The 19,168-nt window shown below is 62.3% G+C and carries 14 protein-coding genes; 7 read left to right on the plus strand and 7 right to left on the minus strand.

The annotated features are described in order from the left end of the window. Window positions 1–47 precede the first annotated feature (47 nt). From rpoZ to KIO76_RS18595, 5 genes are all read right to left on the minus strand, one after another. Complete coding sequence (gene rpoZ / locus KIO76_RS18575; protein WP_213324628.1) at window positions 48–437, minus strand: DNA-directed RNA polymerase subunit omega; 390 nt, start codon at window positions 435–437, stop codon at window positions 48–50. A 176-nt stretch (window positions 438–613) separates the two neighbouring features. After that, window positions 614–1,354, minus strand: coding sequence for an NUDIX hydrolase (locus KIO76_RS18580; protein ID WP_213324629.1), 741 nt, complete (start codon window positions 1,352–1,354; stop codon window positions 614–616). Window positions 1,355–1,368: 14 nt separating this feature from the next. Then, complete coding sequence (locus KIO76_RS18585; RefSeq protein WP_213324630.1) at window positions 1,369–1,812, minus strand: DUF983 domain-containing protein; 444 nt, start codon at window positions 1,810–1,812, stop codon at window positions 1,369–1,371. Then, entirely contained in the window at window positions 1,791–4,169 is a 2,379-nt protein-coding gene (rnr, locus tag KIO76_RS18590) for a ribonuclease R (RefSeq protein ID WP_291976345.1), read from the minus strand. The genes KIO76_RS18585 and rnr overlap by 22 nt, the downstream gene beginning before the upstream one ends. A 70-nt stretch (window positions 4,170–4,239) precedes the next feature. Next, window positions 4,240–5,901: an acyl-CoA dehydrogenase family protein gene (locus KIO76_RS18595; protein WP_249729645.1), complete on the minus strand. Its 1,662-nt coding sequence runs from the start codon at window positions 5,899–5,901 to the stop codon at window positions 4,240–4,242. 287 nt (window positions 5,902–6,188) lie between these two features. Between KIO76_RS18595 and fabD the strand changes: the two genes are divergently transcribed. From fabD to KIO76_RS18630, 7 genes are all read left to right on the plus strand, one after another. Continuing rightward, window positions 6,189–7,136, plus strand: coding sequence for an ACP S-malonyltransferase (gene fabD, locus KIO76_RS18600; RefSeq protein ID WP_213324632.1), 948 nt, complete (start codon window positions 6,189–6,191; stop codon window positions 7,134–7,136). A gap of 49 nt (window positions 7,137–7,185) precedes the next feature. Then, window positions 7,186–7,923 carry a 3-oxoacyl-[acyl-carrier-protein] reductase gene (fabG, locus tag KIO76_RS18605; RefSeq protein WP_213324633.1) on the plus strand — a complete coding sequence of 246 codons (738 nt, stop codon included), beginning with the start codon at window positions 7,186–7,188 and terminating at the stop codon, window positions 7,921–7,923. A 302-nt stretch (window positions 7,924–8,225) separates the two neighbouring features. Continuing rightward, window positions 8,226–8,465, plus strand: a complete 240-nt coding sequence (locus KIO76_RS18610) for an acyl carrier protein (protein ID WP_110374045.1) — start codon at window positions 8,226–8,228, stop codon at window positions 8,463–8,465. A 78-nt stretch (window positions 8,466–8,543) separates the two neighbouring features. Continuing rightward, window positions 8,544–9,809, plus strand: a complete 1,266-nt coding sequence (gene fabF, locus KIO76_RS18615) for a beta-ketoacyl-ACP synthase II (RefSeq protein ID WP_213324634.1) — start codon at window positions 8,544–8,546, stop codon at window positions 9,807–9,809. A gap of 580 nt (window positions 9,810–10,389) precedes the next feature. Then, the gene (locus KIO76_RS18620) at window positions 10,390–12,489 is read left to right on the plus strand and encodes a type I secretion system permease/ATPase (protein WP_213325341.1); all 2,100 of its coding nucleotides are present in this window, start codon (window positions 10,390–10,392) and stop codon (window positions 12,487–12,489) included. A 32-nt stretch (window positions 12,490–12,521) separates the two neighbouring features. Then, the gene (locus KIO76_RS18625) at window positions 12,522–13,850 is read left to right on the plus strand and encodes an HlyD family type I secretion periplasmic adaptor subunit (RefSeq protein WP_213324635.1); all 1,329 of its coding nucleotides are present in this window, start codon (window positions 12,522–12,524) and stop codon (window positions 13,848–13,850) included. A 676-nt stretch (window positions 13,851–14,526) separates the two neighbouring features. Continuing rightward, the gene (locus KIO76_RS18630; protein WP_213324636.1) at window positions 14,527–17,541 is read left to right on the plus strand and encodes a hypothetical protein; all 3,015 of its coding nucleotides are present in this window, start codon (window positions 14,527–14,529) and stop codon (window positions 17,539–17,541) included. A gap of 66 nt (window positions 17,542–17,607) precedes the next feature. Here the strand turns inward: KIO76_RS18630 and KIO76_RS18635 are convergent, their stop codons facing one another. Further along, on the minus strand, window positions 17,608–18,021 hold the full coding sequence (locus KIO76_RS18635) for a DoxX family protein (RefSeq protein ID WP_213324637.1): 414 nt from the start codon (window positions 18,019–18,021) through the stop codon (window positions 17,608–17,610). A gap of 385 nt (window positions 18,022–18,406) precedes the next feature. Beyond that, window positions 18,407–19,153: a hypothetical protein gene (locus tag KIO76_RS18640; protein ID WP_213324638.1), complete on the minus strand. Its 747-nt coding sequence runs from the start codon at window positions 19,151–19,153 to the stop codon at window positions 18,407–18,409. Window positions 19,154–19,168: the final 15 nt, after the last annotated feature.

Genomic DNA, 19,168 nt, shown 5'->3' on the forward strand with positions numbered 1-19,168 from the left:
ACGACGCCGGGCTTCTCTCAACAGGGTTAACGAGAACGTTGACCAGACTATTCGTCGTCGTCGCTGCCGGCCGGTGGCACGAGGCCTTCGAGGCCGCGCAGCAGGTCTTCCTCGCTCATGCGATCGAAGGCGATATCCGGGTCGTCGCTACCGCCCGAACCGGTCGATGGCGCCAGCAGAGGCACTTCATTGGCTTCCGGCTCGTCCACTTCCACGTATTTCTGCATGGAATGGATCAGGTCTTCCTTCAGATCTTCAGGCGTGAGCTTGGAATCGGCGATCTCACGCAACGCGACGACCGGATTTTTGTCCCTGTCGCGATCGATGGTCAGCGGCGCGCCAGCGGAGATCAGCCGCGCGCGGTGGCTGGCGAGGAGAACGAGCTCGAAACGGTTCTCGACCTTGTCGATGCAATCTTCGACGGTGACGCGAGCCATGAGCGCCTCCTTCTATGGCATGTCCAACAAATCAGTTTGATCGCGCTGACTACACCGGTCAATGGCCGGATGCAAGGGTGCTCACGAACTCCGGCGATGTTTCAGCCCTCGCAGCGCCGTATCAGCCGCGCACCTTCTCGTGATGGCCATCCTGCAACATCGGCGCCATGCCGCCTTCAAACGAAGGAAGGGAGGGCGACAAGCTCGTCTCGCCGACGCTTTCCGTGAGACTGATAGAACATCGGGACCGGAGCCGCATGCGGCAGGCCTGCTTTCAGGCGCAGGGCGAGTTCGCCAAGGACGACACGGGTGATGTCCGGCAACGCGAGCTTTTCTGCCTCCTCGAAGGAAACCCACGTCGTTTCGACAAATTCTGCATCGGGACCGACAACACCCGGAACTTCGTGGGCGATGGCGGTGTCGTGTACCACGAAGAAGCGGGTGTCGAAGCGGCGAGTACGGCCCGGTGGAGTGATCGCGCGCGCCACGAAATAAAGCCCCTCGAGCTCCGGAATCACGCCATTCTCTGCGAAACCGTTCCACGATTCCGGAGCGTCCTCCGGCCCGCCGTAGTCCTTGGTACCGACGAGCAGGCCCGTTTCCTCGAAGGTCTCGCGGATGGCGGTAAGCGCGAGCGTTCGTGGACGATCAGTGGCGCGGCTTCGGCTGCGCTCCATAAGGCGCGCCTCGATCATCCGGTCGAGCGCGCCGACCGCGCTCATGCGCCGGTCCGCAGCCTCGCAGGCGCCGCCCGGGAACACGAAAAGGTCCGCCATGAAGGCCTGACGGCTGTGGCGACGACCCATCAGGAAACGCGGCTTGCGGCGGTTACCTTCGAGAATGATGAGGGTGGCCGAATCGCGCGGCCGCAGCACCTGCGGCCTTGGCGCCGATGGCGCTGCGGACGGCACGGACATTCTAGAAGGATCAGTCACAGCCTGTGCTCGCCTGCGCCACCGATCGTGTCGGATTGGTCTTGCTTGTTGAAGCCATGCATGCGCAGGGCCCATTGATGGGCAACGACAGCCCCCTTGATCGGCTGCATCATGACGAGGCAGAGCACGACGGTCAGAAGAGGCCAGGCCACCGCGTGCATCCACAGGGGAAGTTCCGAGATCGCCTCAGCGGCCAAAATCCCTCCGCCGATGATATGACCGACAATGGTGATCACGATATAGGGCGGCAGGTCATCTGAGCGTTGGGCGCTCAGATCCTCATCACACCGAGCGCAAACCGGCACGACCTTGAGAAAACCGGAAAAAATCCGCCCCTCGCCGCAGGCCGGACAGCGACAGCGCAGACCATTGCTGATCGCCGGCCACCACGGGCGGGGAAGGCTGTCGTCGTCCAGCGTCAATCCTCCGTGGGATGCCATGTCGATTTCACCTTTATTGCTTTAGCGCCCTTCGCAGTCCGTTCTGACCGCCCTCGCGACGACGCCGCCTTCCGGCCGCCCTTCTCCTTGAACCCACGATGCTTGCCACGCAACGCGGCCCCGCGTCGCCCCTCTGACAGAAGCTCGAAGCGCAACGCCCCAGCGACGGGCGCAGCCTCAAGCAGACGGACCTGCACGCGATCGCCGAGACGGTGCGTCTCACCCGTACGGCTGCCGACGAGCGCGTGCTGGCCCTCCTCGTAGCGGAAATAGTCGGCGCCGAGCGTGGCGGCTGGAATGAACCCGTCAGCGCCGGTTTCGTCCAGCTTCACAAAAAGCCCGGCCTTGGTGACACCAGAGATCTGGCCACTGAACTCTGCACCGATACGATCGGCCAGATGGTGTGCGATGAGCCGCTCCGTGGTCTCGCGCTCGGCCGCCATCGCGCGGCGTTCGGCCGCCGAAATCATCGCGGAAACCTCGGCAAGCTGCTCTGCGGTCGTGCCGGCGGGCAGGCCATCCGACCCGAGGCGTCCTGCCCGGATCAGCGCACGGTGCACCACGAGGTCGGCGTAACGGCGGATCGGCGACGTGAAATGCGCGTAGCGGCGTAAGTTCAGTCCGAAATGGCCGTAATTCTCCGAGGCGTATTCGGCCTGGGCCTGGGTGCGCAGCACCACTTCGTTCAGGAAGGCATTGTGCTCCGTTCCCTCCACCGCGGCCAGAATGCGGTTGAAAAGCGCCGGCCTCAGTGCGCCTGCCTTCGGTAACTTGAGGCCGATCGACGCCAAAACCTCACCAAGTGCCTGCATCTTCTCAAGCGACGGCTCGTCGTGCACCCGGTAGATGAGTGGCGAGTGGGTCGCCTCCAAGGTCTCGGCCGCGCAGACATTGGCAAGGATCATGAATTCCTCGATCAGCCTGTGCGCATCGAGGCGGGGCGGCGTCACGATGCGGTCGATCGTGCCATCCTCCTTGAGCACGAGCTTACGCTCCGGCAACTCGAGCGCGAGAGGTCCACGCTGCTCACGCGCCCGGGCGAGCGCGCCATAAGCCGCCCAAAGCGGCTTGAGCACCGGCTCCAGCAATGCCGCAGCGGGATCATCAGGCTGGGCATGGCTGTCGATCGCTCCCTGCGCCTGCTGGTAAGCGAGCTTGGCTGCGGAACGCATCATGACCCGGTGAAATGTGTGGCGCTTCTTGCGGCCATCGCCGTCGATGATGATGCGGAGCGCGAGCGCGGGCCGATCCTCGTGCGGCTTCAGCGAGCACAGGTCGTTCGAGATGCGCTCCGGCAGCATCGGCACCACCCGGTCCGGAAAGTAGACCGAGTTGCCGCGCTGCAAGGCATCCTTGTCGAGCGCCGATCCCGGCGTCACGTAGTGGGCGACGTCAGCGATGGCAACCGTCAGCACGAAGCCGCCGCGATTGTCCGGATCATCATCCGGCGCGGCGTGAACGGCGTCGTCATGGTCCTTCGCGTCCACCGGGTCGATGGTCACCAGCGGCAGGTTGCGCCAATCCTCACGCCCGCGCAGGCTGACCGGCTGCGCGAGCTCGGCTTCCTTGAGGGCGCCGGGCGAGAAGCTATCCGGAATACCATGGGTGTGGATGGCGATGAGGCTGATCGCGCGCTCGGAACGGATCGATCCCAGCCGCTCGCGTACCTTGGCCGACGGCGCGCCGAAGCGGCCGTGCCGGGAGACCGATACCGCGACGAGATCGCCGTCTTCAGCCTCCGCTGTGTCCTCAGGCGCAATCGGCAGCTCGCGGCCGAGGCTGCGTTTGTCGACGGCTACAAGCCGCCCCCCACCGCCGACGACGGAGCGGAAGACACCGAGAACCTGGGACTTGGCCTTCTCGATGACCTTGATCACGCGGCCCAGATAGGGCGGGCCTTCATCCTCGTCGCTCTCCTCGATCCGTATGACCGCGCGATCGCCGACACCCGGAGGTTTCTGGCCAGGGCGGGGACGCCGAGGCATCTGCAGGAGGATCTGCGGCGCCGCGCCATGCTCATCCGCATTCCATTCCACGGGTTCGGCGAGGAGCTCGCCGTCGCGATCGCGGCCGATGATGTCGGCGAGCACCACAGGCGGCAGCTTTTCGGCACGCGCCAAACGCTTTCCGCGCCGGCTGACGTGGCCCTCGTCCTCAAGCTCGCGCAGCATTCGCTTCAGCCAGATGCGCTGGCCACCACCGATGCCGAAGGCCCGTGCGATCTCACGCTTGCCGACTTTGCCCTTCGCCTCCGCCAGGAAGGCCATGACGGCTTCCTTGCTGGGGAGATTGCTGTCCGTGCTGCCTGGTGCGGCTTGCGGCTTGCGAGTTTCAGTCGTCTTACGATATTTGGGCACGATATTGTCCAGACTGAAATCGCGAATACCACATGTGCAGGGCCTCGCAGGTCCTACGGTTGAGATAGGGTTAGATCAACGGCAAAGCCCGGCCAATCAAGCGATCGGCGACGCTACCGAGATCATTGGCACCCAAGGGCCATGGCGCCTTGGCGAGCCGGGTACGTGCATAGGCTTCCGCGATCTCCGCAGGAGCCGATCCGACGAGAGCCGCCGTGGCTGCAAGCGCTGCCAACCGCGTCACCGCAAAGCGCGCCCGCGCCTCCGCCTCCGGATCCTTCAGCGCATCCTCCACATCCCGTGCAGCCTCGGCGGCGCCGGGCAAGCCCCGGGTTTCCTCACCCAGGGTGACGAGCGTAGCAGCGACGACCTCGGCCTGCTTGCTGGCCGCGCGCATGAGGTCAAGCGCCATCACGTTTCCGGCGCCTTCCCATATCGCGTTGACCGGCGCCTCGCGATAGAGGCGCGGCATCGGGCTCTCCTCGATATAGCCATTACCGCCGAGACATTCCATGGCCTCGAACACGAAACCGGGGGTTGCCTTGCATAGGGCGAACTTCACAACCGGTGTGAGCACCCGCGACCGCGCTGCTTCATGCGGAGCCTTCTCGGCTCGATCGAAGCTTGCAGCGAGCCGCAACGAAAGTGCGGTCGCGGCCTCCTGCTCGAGGGCGAGATCCGCCAGCACCGCTCGCATCGCAGGCTGGTCGACAAGCTTGCGCTGGAAAACCGATCGATGTTGGGCATGGTGTATAGCGAGTGCGGTTCCCATGCGCAGGAGCCCCGCCGAAGCCACGGCGCAGTCGAGGCGCGTAAGCTGCACCATCTTGAGGATCGTGCTGATCCCCTTGTCTTCTTCGCCGATGCGCCATGCGAAGGCGTCTTTGAACTCGACCTCGGCCGAAGCATTCGAGCGATTGCCAAGCTTGTCCTTGAGCCGCTGGAAATGCAGCGCATTGACATTTCCGTCGGGGCGAAAGCGGGGCACGAGGAACGCCGTCGGTTCCTTTCCCACCTTCGCCAGCACGAGAAATCCGTCGCTCATCGGTGCCGAGAAGAACCATTTGTGTCCCGTCAACGCATATTCGTCGCCATCCGTCTGCACGGCGACCGTCGTGTTGGCTCGAACGTCCGTACCCCCCTGCTTCTCGGTCATTCCCATGCCGAGCGTAACGCCGCGCTTTTCCCAGAAGGGCAGGAAGCGTGCGTCGTAGGTCCGCGACCGGATCAGCGGCAGCCAGTCTCGCAGGCGATCGGGCGCGGCCTGGAGGGTAGCGACCGAGGCATGCGTCATGGTCATCGGGCAGACATGGCCACTCTCCACCTGGGCCGCCACGAACAGGCGCGCGGCGCGCTCGACATGCGGCATGCGCGGAGCTGTTTCGGCAAGCCCGTTGGGACCGGGGGGATCCCAGGTGGAGGCCTGCAGCCCGTTCTCGACGCTTGCCTCCATCAGCCAGTGGTAGGACGGATGAAACTCGACCGTGTCTAAGCGGCGCCCAAAAGCATCATGGGTATGGAGTACGGGTGGATGCACATTGGCGAGGCGTGCCATGTCGAAACGCTCTGCTGCGCCCCACGCCTCGCCGTAAGAGAGGAAGCCACCGCTGATCGCATCGGCCCCATTATGTGCCATGGCATCCAGCAAGGTTTGGTCCAGCGCGACCAGATTAACCCCGACGAGAGGAGGCACCTGGTTGAACACCTCGTTGATTCTCGTCTTGACGGTCAAAGCCGGCCTCCCTCGCTGTGAGATGGGATTCTCTGTCCACTCAAGGCGGACCATGCCGGCTGCAGGAAATCAAGTTTGCAGTCGGGATGCTGGATGTTGAATCGGGAGCCGGTCCAGGCCGGCTTATACCTGCGGTGCGGCGGGGGTTGTGCGAAAACCCGCAAGGCTCGATGGACCATTTGCATTTCCAGTGAAATCTATTCAGCCGGGAAAGTGTCGCTTGACAGGCTGGTGAGGCGATGCGAGACGGCCGCTCTGTTATTGAAGAATGAGCCCACGGAGCCAGGATGTCGCTCGCACTTACCTTCCCGGGGCAGGGCAGCCAGGCCGTCGGCATGGGCAAAGCGCTCGCCGAAGCTTTCGCGCCCGCCCGCGCCGTCTTCGCTGAGGTCGATGACACGCTATCGCAGAACCTGTCGCAGCTCGCCTTCGAGGGACCGGCGGAAGAACTTACCCTGACAGCCAACGCCCAGCCAGCCTTGATGGCGGTCAGCATGGCGGTGCTCAGGGTGCTCGAAGCCGAAGCCGGCTTTGATCTCACGAAGGAAGCAGCTTTCGTGGCCGGCCATTCGCTCGGTGAATATGCGGCGCTGGCCGCCGCAGGCAGCCTGTCGATCAGCGATACGGCGCGCCTTCTGCGCATTCGCGGCGATGCGATGCAAAAGGCCGTTCCTGTCGGCGTCGGCGCTATGGCTGCACTCCTTGGCCTGGATTATCCCGATGCGGCGGCAATCGCTGCCGAGGCAGCCGAGGGCGATGTCTGCGCCGCGGCCAATGACAATGGCCCCGGTCAGGTTGTTGTCTCCGGTCACAAGGCGGCGGTTGAGCGCGCCGTCGCGCTCGCTCAGGCGCGCGGCGCCAAGCGCGCCATCATCCTGCCCGTATCCGCGCCCTTCCATTGTGTATTGATGCAGCCCGCGGCCGATGCGATGCGGGAGGCGCTCGCCGCTGTGACCGTGTCCGCCCCGCGCGTGCCGCTCGTCGCCAATGTGACCGCTGCGGCGATATCGGATCCTGAGACGATCCGCACGAGCCTCGTCGAGCAGGTGACCGGCACCGTCCGTTGGCGCGAGAGCGTCGCCTGGATGGCTTCCGCGGGCGTTGATTCATTTTATGAGCTTGGTGCCGGCAAAGTCCTGACAGGTCTCGCTAAACGGATCGCCTCAGGCGCTACGGCAACCGCCATCGGTACGCCGGCAGATATCGCAGCGATCGCGGCGGGGCGTGCTGGCTGATGAGGCAGGAACGCGCCCAGCAGCAAGGCAAGCGGAAGGAACAAGTCTGATGTTCGATCTCAACGGCATGAAGATTGTCGTTACAGGCGCGACCGGCGGCATCGGCGGAGCAATCGCCCGGGCCCTGCACGCGCAAGGCGGCGAGGTGGTTCTGTCCGGCACGCGTCTCGAAGCGCTTGAGGCGCTGGCCGGCGAACTCGGCTCGCGGGTCCATGTCCTTCCCGTCAATCTCGGCGACAAGGACGCGGTTGAGGCACTTGTCCCGGCTGCCGAGGAGAAGCTCGGCGGGCTCGATGTTCTGGTGAACAACGCCGGCATCACCCGTGACAATCTCTTCATGCGTATGAAGGATGAGGAATGGGAGACGGTGCTCGCCGTTAATCTGACAGCGGCCTTCCGGCTGTCCCGCGCCGCCGTCAAGGGCATGATGCGCCGCCGCTTCGGCCGCATCATCAATATCACGTCGATCGTCGGCGTGACTGGCAACCCCGGCCAAGGCAACTATGCGGCTTCGAAGGCGGGGCTGATCGGCATGTCCAAAGCGCTGGCGGGGGAGGTCGCGAGCCGCGGCATCACCGTCAACTGCATCGCGCCCGGCTTCATTACCTCGCCGATGACCGATGCGCTGAACGACAAGCAGAGAGAATCAATTCTCGCCAATGTTCCGGCAGGCCGTCTCGGCAGCGGAGACGACTGCGCGGCCGCGACAGTCTATCTTGCATCCCGTGAGGCCGGCTACGTGACAGGTCAAACCCTCCACGTCAACGGCGGAATGGCAATGATCTGAGTGGTTTGCGCGACTTGTGCGCAGCTGCGAGCATGGCTGTTGCAGGCTCTCGCCTTACGAAAGCGAGTGTGTTAACAAGCCTTTGAGAGGTTCGGGGTTCGGTGGGGGCAGGGCACCTTGCCATTCAGTCAGACGATGGCTGGATGCTAAGTTGCTCAGGCCAGGACCGACTGTCATGGAACTCACCCAAAAAGGCCGCACGGGTTGGCGCAAGCCTGCTCCTGCATGCCTTGAATATCAGGTCTTGGAAATCGCAGGCTTAACGGTCACAAGCCTTTTGCGAGCGGAACGAGGACGAAACGATGAGTGATATCGCCGAGCGCGTGAAGAAGATTGTCGTCGAGCACCTGGGCGTTGACGCGGAGAAAGTGGTCGAAGGCGCCCATTTCATCGACGACCTCGGCGCTGACAGCCTCGATACGGTCGAGCTCGTGATGGCCTTCGAGGAAGAGTTCAACGTAGAGATCCCCGATGACGCCGCCGAGACGATCGTTACCGTTGGCGATGCCATCAAGTTCCTCGAGAAGAATGCCTCTGCCTGATGGCTTTGGTGCTTCGGCGCTTATTGGCCGATCCGCCGATGCCGGCGGTTCCGTCAGCGGCATCGCGGTGAGTATTCCATGAGACGTGTGGTCGTAACGGGTCTTGGCTTGGTGTCGCCGCTTGGCTGTGGCGTCGAGACGACTTGGAAGCGGATCGTTGCAGGTGAAAGCGGTGCATCGCGCATCGAGGCCTTCGACGTATCCGATATAGCCTGTCGCATCGCTTGCTCGATCAAGCGCGGCGACGGTGCGGACGGTACCTTCAATCCCGATCAGTGGATGGATCCGCGCGACCAGCGCAAGGTCGATCCTTTCATTGTTTTCGCCATGGCGGCGGCCAAGCAGGCGCTTGATGATGCTGATTGGCATCCCGAGACAGCGGACGATCAGTACGCTTCAGGCGTCCTGATCGGGTCCGGCATCGGCGGCATCGGGGGCATCTACGAGGCATCGATCACTCTTGCCGAGAAGGGCCCGCGGCGCCTTTCCCCCTTCTTCATTCCGGGACGCCTGATCAACCTGGCCTCGGGCTATGTGTCCATCGCCCACGGCCTCAAGGGGCCGAACCATGCTGTCGTGACGGCCTGCTCCACCGGCGCCCATGCCATTGGAGATGCCGCTCGTCTGATCGCCCTCGGCGATGCCGAGGTGATGGTGGCCGGCGGCACGGAATCGCCGCTTAACCGGCTGTCGCTTGCTGGTTTCGCCGCATGCCGCGCACTCTCGACCGGCTTCAATGACGAGCCCACACGGGCATCGCGGCCTTATGACAAGGACCGGGACGGCTTCGTCATGGGCGAGGGCGCAGGCGTCGTGGTGCTCGAAGAGTTGGAGCACGCCAAGGCGCGCGGCGCGAAAATCTACGCCGAAGTGATCGGCTATGGGCTATCCGGCGATGCTTATCACATCACCTCGCCCGCTGAAGATGGCGATGGCGCTTTCCGCTGCATGCAAATGGCGCTGAAGCGCGCGGGCCTCTCCCTGGCGGATGTTGATTACGTCAATGCCCACGGCACATCGACGCCTCTCGGCGATGAAATAGAGCTCAGGGCCGTGGAGCGCCTGGCGGGTGATGCCGCCAGTCGGCTAACGATGTCGTCCACCAAGTCCGCGGTCGGGCATCTCCTCGGCGCTGCGGGTGCGATCGAGGCGATTTTCTCGGTTCTCGCCATCCGTGACGGCGTTGTGCCGCCGACGCTCAATCTCGACAATCCATCCGTCGAGACGCCGATCGACCTGGTCCCGCATAAGGCCAAGTCAATGCCGGTCGAGGTCGCCCTGTCGAACTCCTTCGGCTTCGGTGGCACCAATGCGTCGCTGGTTTTCCGGCGCGTCGGTCCCTAACGATCGCGTCGGGCGGGGGCATCCCGCCCGATATGACGAGGCTGGCCTATCCATTCACCTCAAAAGATCGGTAGCGCGTACGCCGTGGATCGCGCGCGAGCCCGTGGGGCGTACGATTGCCCTTTGACGTGCACCGTACGCCGAAGATAGACGCGTCTCCTCATGAATGGCTGATCCACCAGCGTCATTTTCAGCCTTGCGTCCGTACGCGATCCTGATCGGAACGCGTTGCCCCTCACTCGGGTGAAGGCCAGCCATCAGAAGCGGGTTCTCATCGGACAACAAGGTTGCTGGGACACGCGCGCCCATTCGGCCGATGTGATGCCCGCGCCGGTGTGTTGGGTCTCACAGCACTGTGAGCTGCGTGATCTGCGAAGACATTAGAATTTTCCAACTTACAATATCCCGTTGATTTCAGTTCGTTCGATTCATTTTGTGATTGTTCAGATCGTCATTAACCAAGCCTGCGCTCTGACTCGCACGGAATAATCGCGCGATATACGCCGGGATTTCATGCGTGGCTGATTGTCTGTCCGATGCGCAACCTGAGGAACCAAGTTCCCCGGCCACTAACGGTCTGATGTGCTTCGCGCTGGTTCTGCGCTTTCTCGGGATTTCCGTCAGCGTCGAGCAGCTTCGCCACATTCTCGGCCTGCCAAGCGACCAGCTCAAGCCAGCGGATCTGCTAAGGCTCAGCCGCCGGTTGGGGCTGAAGGCGCGGTGGGTGCGGGCGACGCCGGAACGGCTCGATCGCGTTCCGCTGCCAGCGGTCGCGCAGACGAGAGACGGCCGCTACTTCATCATCGCGAAGTATGTCAGCGGGCGTGCGTTGGTCTACGAGCCCGAGCGGCAAGGCAATATGCTCATGGACGCGGAGGCCTTCGCGGAACGCTGGAGCGGCCAGATCCTGCTTCTGGCGAAACGCGGCCGGGCTGGCGTGGCGGACCGCAGATTCGGGCTTGGCTGGTTTCTCCAGGCCGTCGGCAAATACAAGCGCGTGCTGACAGAGGTCCTCGTCTGCTCCCTGTTCCTTCAGATTTTTGCCTTGCTGACGCCTCTGTTCTTCCAGGTCATCATCGACAAGGTGCTTGTACACGACAGCCTGTCAACGCTCGATGTTCTGGTAATTGGGCTCACAGGTATGGCTGTCTTTGAAATCCTGCTCGGCGGACTGCGGACCTACCTCTTTAGCCATACGTCAAACCGCATCGATGTCGAACTGGGGGCCCGGCTCTTCGGGCACCTGACAGCATTGCCACTTGCTTATTTTCAAGCACGGCACGTTGGAGATTCGGTGGCCCGGGTCCGCGAGCTGGAGAATATCCGATCCTTCTTGACCGGGTCTGCTCTGACACTTGCGATCGATGGCGTGTTCACCAGCATCTTCTTTGCAGTGATGTATGTCTATAGCCCGCTCCTGACGCTGATCGTTGCCGGCTCCGTACCGCTCTACGTGGCGCTATCTCTCGTCGTCACCCCGCTCTTCCGCCGACGTCTCGATGAAAAATTCAACCGAGGTGCCGAGAACCAATCCTTTCTCGTGGAGACCGTCACTGGCATCGAGACCGTCAAGGCAACAGCCATCGAGAAGCTGATGCAACGCCGCTGGGAGGATCAGATCGCCGGCTATGCGGCCGCCTCCTTCCGAGTTGCGAGGCTTGCCAACTGGTCTGGGCAGGTTGCTCGCGCCATCAACAAGGCGACGGTGATCCTCATTCTCTACGCCGGAGCGCGTGTGGTCATGGCGCGGGAGATGACGGTGGGTGAACTCGTTGCCTTCAATATGCTGGCGGGACAGGTTCACGGGCCGGTTCTGCGATTGGCGCAGATGTGGCAGGACTTCCAACAGGTCCGCATTTCCGTCGCGCGATTGGGTGATATTCTGAACACTCGCGCTGAGCCGACATATGCCGTCGGCAGCGCCACGCCTCAGATCACCGGGCAGATCAGCTTCCAGTACGTTTCGTTCCGCTATGATCCAACCGGACCGGAAACCCTCGCCGATATCAGCATCGATATTCCCGCCGGCCAGGTCGTCGGTATCGTGGGGCCATCAGGCTCCGGCAAGAGTACGCTCGCGAAGCTGATCCAGCGTCTTTACGTGCCGGAGCGCGGGCGCGTCCTGATCGATGGCATGGATCTCAGCTTGATGGATCCCTCATGGCTCAGGCGCCAGCTCGGCGTCGTCCTGCAGGAGAATATGCTCTTCACCGGCACGGTGCGTGAGAACATCGCCATCGCCGATCCGGGCTTGCCGATCGAGGAGGTGGTAGAGGCGGCCCAGCTTGCCGGCGCCCATGACTTCATCGTCAAACTCCCGCATGGCTATGACACGATCCTCGCCGAACGTGGCGCGTCACTATCTGGAGGACAGCGGCAGAGGGTGGCGATCGCGCGGGCGCTCGTCATGAAGCCCGCGATCCTGATTTTTGATGAGGCCACCAGCGCCCTCGATTATGAGTCCGAGCGTATCATTCAGGACAATATGAAAGCGATGGCTGCGGGGCGTACGGTCATCATCATCGCCCATCGTCTGTCGGCGGTTCAGATGGCCGACAGGATTCTCACCATTGAAGATGGGAGGTTGGTGGAGGATGGAACGCCTGCGGAGCTTGCAGCTCGCGGCGGACGTTTCGCCACCCTGCTGAACTATCAGCAAGCTCGGGGGCGCTTGGAGTGAGGAGGCTCGGGCGCCAGAACGGGCCGGAGCGCATGCTCGATCGGCGCAGCGAGGTGGAGTTTCTTCCGGAGGCTCTCGAGATCCTGGAGACGCCTCCTTCGCCGATGGCCCGCGTGATCGCGGCTGCCATTTCCGGCTTTCTCGCCTTGACGATCCTGTGGGCGTGCTTCAGCTCCGTCGATATGGTCGCCGTGGCCGAGGGGCGAATGGTTCTCTCGGATCGCTCGAAGACCATCCAGCCCTTCGATACTGGCGTGGTGCGCCGCATCCTGGTGGAGAACGGAGCGACCGTGCGTGCGGGCGACCTGCTGATCGAACTGGATACAACGGCGAGCGGCGCCGAACGGAGTCGCATCGCGGCGAGGCTGGTAACCGCGCGGCTCGATGTGTTGAGGCTCAAAGCGTTGCTGGGCCGATCCAATGTCGTGCTCACACCTGCTGATGGCAATGCGCTCGGAGCCACGCCGGAGGAAGTGTCACGCGCGCAGGAACTCGCCCGCAATGAAGCGCGGGAACAGCAGGAGCGCCTCGCCGGGCTCGACCGGGAACTCGATCGTCAACGGGCTGAGGTAGAAGCGGTTGAGGCGGGCATCGCCAAGCTCGACCAGAGCCTCCCACTTTTGCAAGAGCGTTTGAAAGCCCGGGAAACGCTGCTGGAGAAGGGCTTGACGCCCCGCTACCAGGTGTTGGAGCTACGCCAGCAGGTGGTCGCCATGAAGCGCGACCGTGATGGGTTGTCCGCACAGCGCGTCGCGGCAGCCGCCGCAAGCTCGGCCGCTGCGCGGCGGCGCGAACAGACGGTGGCGGAGATCCAGCGCAAGCTGCTCTCGGATCTCACAGCGGCGCAGGCGACCGTCGCCGACCTTACCCAAGAACTCACAAAGGCGGAGCAGCGCCAGGAGCTTCAGTATATTACGACGCCAGTCGACGGCGTCGTCCAGCAACTCGCCGTGCACACGCTCGGCGGCGTCGTCCAGCCCGCGCAGGCTCTGATGGTGATCGTCCCCCGCGACGATCATGTCGAGATCGAGGCCCAGGTCTTGAACCGTGACATTGGCTTCGTAAGGGAGGGGCAGGCGGCGACGGTGAAGCTGGAGGCTTTTTCCTTCACCCGTTACGGCACGATCCCGGGGGTGGTGGCCTCGGTGTCACGCGATGCAATCAACGACGAGCGGCAGGGTCTCGTATTCTCCGCGCGTGTCCGCGTCAGCCGAAGCAACATCCGCGTCGACGGTCGTGACGTCGCGCTGACGGCCGGCATGCGGGCCACGGTCGAGATCAAGACGGGCGAGCGCCGCGTGATCGGCTTTCTGCTTTCCCCTATCCTGAAGGCCGTGTCTGAAGCAGGTCGTGAGCGATAATGCCTTAGAGACCAGCTTTTTCGCGTCAATCTCCACGACCATAGCGCGATCATCAGGATAGATGGACGTTCCCACCGTCTATCATTAGCTGGCAACATCTTTGCCGACGAGCGCGTGGGGACCAATTGCGAAACGAAGAAGTTCCGCAGCGGACATGCGACGAACGCGTCCGCGATTGCGACCTATTGTTCAAAAATGACGGGAGTATTGCCCGATGGATGAAACCAATAGAGGAACGCTAGATGACGCTGTAGGGCCCGACATTGCGACGGATGCGGCACAGCAGGTCCAGGCAGGCCCCGCGATGGGGGGCGATCCGGGGAGTGGTCCCGCTCAGGGGGGGGCGCAGATCACGGGCGTTTCAAGCAATGCGGCGGTTGCCCCGGACGGGACCATGAATGGTCTCGCGGGTGCGGCCTCCGCAGCCGCGCTGACTCGTTCAGCGCTCGCCTCGGCCACTGCGTCGGAGAGCATCGCCAACAATCTGCTGAATTGGCTGAACAACGATATCCAGGCTCAGATCACCCGGGTCGGCGCGGCCATCGACAAGGTAGATCTTTCCAATCGCGTCTATCTCCCCTCTGCGCCTGGCGAGGAGCGCCCGTCGAAGACGGTCCTGGCGGATGGGGCGGACTCCACCCGGCCTCGCGTAACCGGGGACGCTGCCCATGATGCCATGATCTATCGCGCCTATATCGGGACGATGGAGAAAGCGCTGAGTGAAGCGTTCGCGGAGGATTTCGCGACGAGCAACGATGCTAAGGCGTCCGCATGGCGCGGGCTGCGACAGGAGCTTTGGCAGGAGACCAGTGAGCAGGCCCTCGCCATGCAATATAGGGGCGGCGGCACAGCGACCTCGGTTCGCGACAGGTTTTCGCCGGCGGCTCTGAAGGGGCGGCTCAATGTCGCCCTGCTCGACACAAGCGGCCTGAATCAAAGAAAAGCGCTGCTAAGCCAGCAATCCGCCAGTGCCCTCAGCACGCTGCGCCTGGTTCTCGGCGTCCGCGACGGGCTTGGTATCCAGCGCAACATTGCTGTTCTTGATGATCCGAACGCCAGTGCCGACGCCAAGCTCCGGGCGCAATTTGAGATCAGCAAGGAAAGCGGGGCCCTGCTTCAGGTGGTCGGCGGCCTGACTGTTGATGCCTTGAGATCCCACGCAGCAGGAGAGGGTTTGCTCACGCCCCTCAAATCCAATCTGCAAGACGTCACCAAATCCATCAGAGCCGGCGTGAACCTGGACGTTCTGCGCGGCCCTCATCCTGTCGGCACAGGCGGCACGGCGCCTCTAAGCGGTACAATCGCGAATTTGTCACAGCTAGACGCAGACATCCGCGCTGCACAGAGGCGCACGAGCAGCGCAGGCGCTGTTTCCGCGAGCAAAACTGCCCTTTCGATGGTCGCAGGCCTTACGGGGATCGCGAATGATGTTGCCCGCATCGCAACGAGCGACGGCGACGCTCGCGTAATCGCGCAAAGTGGCCTCAGCATCGTATCGACCGCGACGCAGACCGCGAGTGAGCTCACCAGCATCGCAGCCGCTGCCAAATCGGGCGCAACGGCCAGTAAATTGGCGAATGCGGGTAGCGCCCTTGGCGTCGGTGCGAGTATTGCGGGTGTTGCGGCCGGTGTCGTTGGTCTGGTCGGCGCGATCAACAACCTGCAGCAAAACCCGAACTCGACCGCGGCCAAATGGGCGGTGGGCAATTCAGGCGTACAGATCGCTGCAAGTGCATTTGCCGGGGTGGCGGCGCTGGTATGTCCGCCGGCTGCACTTTTAACCCTGCTCATTCCTGATTTCGGTGCTATCGGGCGAGCGCTCGAACTCGTCGAGCATATGCAGGACTTCGAATCTCGTGGGCTGATGCATGAATGGGAAGTGCTGAAACAGCTCCATACCATTGCAGCACTTGACGCGACGCCGTTGGTTAATTGGACCAGCGCCATCTATACATCCGCTTTGAGCAATGAAATGCGCGGAAAGATGGATACGGAATGGTATTGGGGGGCTTATGGCGAGCGCGTAAACAATATCATGCAGGAAGGGTCTGATCACGCGAAGAGCTTGCAATCGCTTATGTCCGAAGCGAAAGTCAATGAACTCATAAACATTTTCTATGACCAGGAAGATTTCAACTGGTTCAATGATAATCGTAAGCTGTTCGGCACGGCGATGGGCGTCTACAATCAGGACGGACATCGGGATGAATTCGCAGTCGAGCGCGGCGGCGCCATCAATGTCACGCGTGCCGGTGCCGCTAAGGATGGTAAGGCCGACCGTGTCCTTGTCATAGACAGCAACCTTTCCGCGAGCGAAGCGCTCCCCGAGCAGCAAGCCATCGCAGGCGAATGGAAGACTAGGCAGGTCTGGGAAACGACCAATAACTTTCTGTTCATCAGCAGCAAAATGTTGGTCGACGAACGTTATGAAGACATTAGGTATGAGAAGGTGGAGCAGGGGCCTTTGGCCCGTCTCGACCTGGACGGCGACAACGAAATTCTAGTAAGAGCCGCCAATAGCCGTGTCACATCCGTTGGCGATAGTAACGATACCTACTGCGTTATTGCTGGTGTCGATTGCGAAATTGACGATCAAAAGGGCGAGAACGATGGTGTATATCTCGTCGCGACGGGGAGCGTGAATAATTTCGATCTTAAAGCCAGCGGCATCGAGACCATTCAAGGCTCCAGCTCTGATGACATCCTGAAGATCTCTGCCGTGAGCGGCGCTATCGATCTCGGAGATGGTGAAGACACCCTCAACCTCGTCAATATCCGAACGGGATCTATCGCTCTAACGGCGACGGCTGCCGAGACCAAGATCGCTGTGCTTGATCCTGTGTCTGGCTCGCATTTATCTGAAGCGACTTTGAAAGGCGTGGAGATTGCTCGACTGAGCGACCAGGACGACGTCGTTAGCCTCGCCGCCGATGCTTTTGTGCCGGTCGGAGGCGAAGCAGGGGGACGCACTGTTTCGCCCGAGCTTGGCGAGATCGATGCCGGGATGGGTAATGACACGATCGTATCCCTCGCGAGCAACATCCGCATCCTGGGGGGCGACGGCAACGATTCCATTACGTTGGGTTCGGGCGAAATGGGCCGTCCGTCCATCCGTGACGTGCGTGTCATTGCCGGAGCCGGCGACGACACCGTCAAGATCGCAGGTGATGCGCAGGCTCGGATTGAGCTTGGTGATGGAAATGATCGCGTTTCGGCCACGTGGCAGACGAATGGATGGGTCGAGATCGCGGACATAACTGGCGGTGGCGCCAAGCACGTGGACTTGGGTGCTGCCGACGCGTTTTTTCGCTTTGATTCCAGTAGCAGCGGCTCAGTTGATGTGACGGACAGCGCGACGCGTACGTTTGGCAATCATGACCTTGTCTTCGATTTCGCAGGCGAAAGCGCGGACAGCGTCATTTTGACGGCCGTGCGGGATGACGCGGGTACTTTCAACTACGGCATCGAAACAGCGGACGCTCGGCTGAAGGTTGCGGTCCACGGATCGGGATTCACCAACACAGCCGTGTGTGTTGCCGACCAGGCCTATGCGATGGATCGGGCGATGAACCAGCTAACCCAGCAGATGGCCAGTTTGGGGCAGGGAACGGGAAGCTTGCAGCTATCCGCTTTGCCGGCGGATATGCACACCCCCATCAATCCTCTTAATCTGGCAACTCCAATGGCGTGAGGAATGCCGGCCGGGTAGCCGTAGCCCGGCCGGCGACGGCCCCCCCGCATTGCGTTGGCGCGAAGCCTAGCGCGGGGCCGCTGGCCGCAACGAGAGAATCGAGACGAGAACAAGAGCCCCGATCATTCCCACGTGCTCTCCGGCGGTATGAAATGCGGTTATCGCGCGGTCCCCTTCCAGCGACCAGAAGTGGTGGACGATGGGGATCGTCAAGGCGGTGAAGATCCCGAGAGCACCTGCGCCGAGCCAGGTGTGCCAGCGGGCTATGATCAGCGCGGAGCCACTGAGCTGCACGACGATCGTTGCAATATTGAAAAGCCAGCCGGGGTTGAGACCGAACATTTCCATTTCGGCGACGCCCCCACGAAAGTCGATCAGCTTGGCCAAGCCGCTTCCCCAGAAGGGGAATGTGAAGACGATACGCGCAACAACTTCGGTCACACGGCTAGACAGGATTGCGGTGATGATTGAGGGAGCCATGGGAAAACTCTCTGCGTGGAATGACAGCTTTTACTGTACAGCTTCCGGTTAGTCACGGGATTTGCCCACGGCCTGGGCCCAACTTTACAAGTTGGCCGCGTATGCGGATATGACGATCGCTCTTAAGCACGATTGCAGATTGCGTTGGGCAATTGGCGAATGACGCTTGCATGCAGCGCCGCTCTCATATCGAATGCGCCTCGTAATTTTTGCTAGAGGCCTTTATGCATCTGAACCGACTGGCCCTTATCGTAGCGATCAGCTTGGCTGCCACCGCATGCCAATCAACCAATCAGGGCGGAGGTGGCTTTGCGCGGTCCGGTCCTCCGGACTATGTCGAAGACCAGCTCGACAATGCGGTGTCGCCGTTCCCGGAAGACGACCGTTACGGCGACGACAGTCTCGTCCCGGAGGTCGGTGGACCCACGTAGGCGGTCAGAGCGGCCGGGTGAACCTTCATCGGTTTCGCCCGGTTGCTGTTCCGGGGCCTCGGCTTGCCAAGCGTGCGCAAGGCGAGGCCTTCACTCACGGCGCGGGCCAGCGCCGCCGACGCATCGTCGCCCTCAAACGGTGACAGGATGGGGAAGGCGGGGGCGTCCTCAAGCGCAATCGGGCCCTCAGGGAGGACCTCGCTCTTCGCGTCTGCCTCAGCCGCAACGACGTCCGGCGGGAGGGTGGGGAAGATCACCGCGAGCATCGCCTCATCCTGAACCGCACCGCCGGAGATTGCGGCGGCAATGTCGATCCCGCCTTCGAGGGCGATGATGTTCACCTCATCCGCGGCGGCTGGAGCGGGTGTCTCGCCTTCCGCTTTCCCGTCGACCAAGATTGCCGGCGCTTGCTCGGAAGGAAGGTCTTCCAGGAGAGTATTAGCGTCCGCGGATGGCGCAGTGATCTTTTCGGGCGAGGTCGGATCGTCCTGCAACACGACGTCGACCCGGCGGATCTCAGCCACGGCGTCGCGGGCCAGAGCAAGCCAGGAAAGCGCCCCCGCCGACGTATCGAACGGGGCCAGCGGCACCGGTTCGAATGAGCGCCACATATCGAGAAGTTCCGCCGTGCGACGTGCAATGGCTTCCTGCCGTTCGGCGGACATCGCCGAGACAAGCTCCTCCAGCAACCTGTCGCCCATTGCCCGTCACCCACC

The organism is Chelatococcus sp. YT9 (assembly GCF_018398315.1).
Classification (GTDB): Bacteria; Pseudomonadota; Alphaproteobacteria; order Rhizobiales; family Beijerinckiaceae; genus Chelatococcus.

Excerpts from the sequence above, each read along its gene's own strand:
- fabD (WP_213324632.1), top strand. The coding sequence starts at position 6,189 with ATGTCGCTCGCACTTACCTTCCCGGGGCAGGGCAGCCAGGCCGTCGGC.
- KIO76_RS18630 (WP_213324636.1), top strand. The coding sequence starts at position 14,527 with ATGATCTATCGCGCCTATATCGGGACGATGGAGAAAGCGCTGAGTGAA.
- KIO76_RS18640 (WP_213324638.1), bottom strand. The coding sequence starts at position 19,153 with ATGGGCGACAGGTTGCTGGAGGAGCTTGTCTCGGCGATGTCCGCCGAA.
- KIO76_RS18625 (WP_213324635.1), top strand. The coding sequence starts at position 12,522 with ATGCTCGATCGGCGCAGCGAGGTGGAGTTTCTTCCGGAGGCTCTCGAG.
- KIO76_RS18580 (WP_213324629.1), bottom strand. The coding sequence starts at position 1,354 with ATGTCCGTGCCGTCCGCAGCGCCATCGGCGCCAAGGCCGCAGGTGCTG.
- fabF (WP_213324634.1), top strand. The coding sequence starts at position 8,544 with ATGAGACGTGTGGTCGTAACGGGTCTTGGCTTGGTGTCGCCGCTTGGC.
- KIO76_RS18585 (WP_213324630.1), bottom strand. The coding sequence starts at position 1,812 with ATGGCATCCCACGGAGGATTGACGCTGGACGACGACAGCCTTCCCCGC.
- rpoZ (WP_213324628.1), bottom strand. The coding sequence starts at position 437 with ATGGCTCGCGTCACCGTCGAAGATTGCATCGACAAGGTCGAGAACCGT.
- KIO76_RS18635 (WP_213324637.1), bottom strand. The coding sequence starts at position 18,021 with ATGGCTCCCTCAATCATCACCGCAATCCTGTCTAGCCGTGTGACCGAA.
- KIO76_RS18610 (WP_110374045.1), top strand. The coding sequence starts at position 8,226 with ATGAGTGATATCGCCGAGCGCGTGAAGAAGATTGTCGTCGAGCACCTG.
- fabG (WP_213324633.1), top strand. The coding sequence starts at position 7,186 with ATGTTCGATCTCAACGGCATGAAGATTGTCGTTACAGGCGCGACCGGC.
- KIO76_RS18620 (WP_213325341.1), top strand. The coding sequence starts at position 10,390 with ATGTGCTTCGCGCTGGTTCTGCGCTTTCTCGGGATTTCCGTCAGCGTC.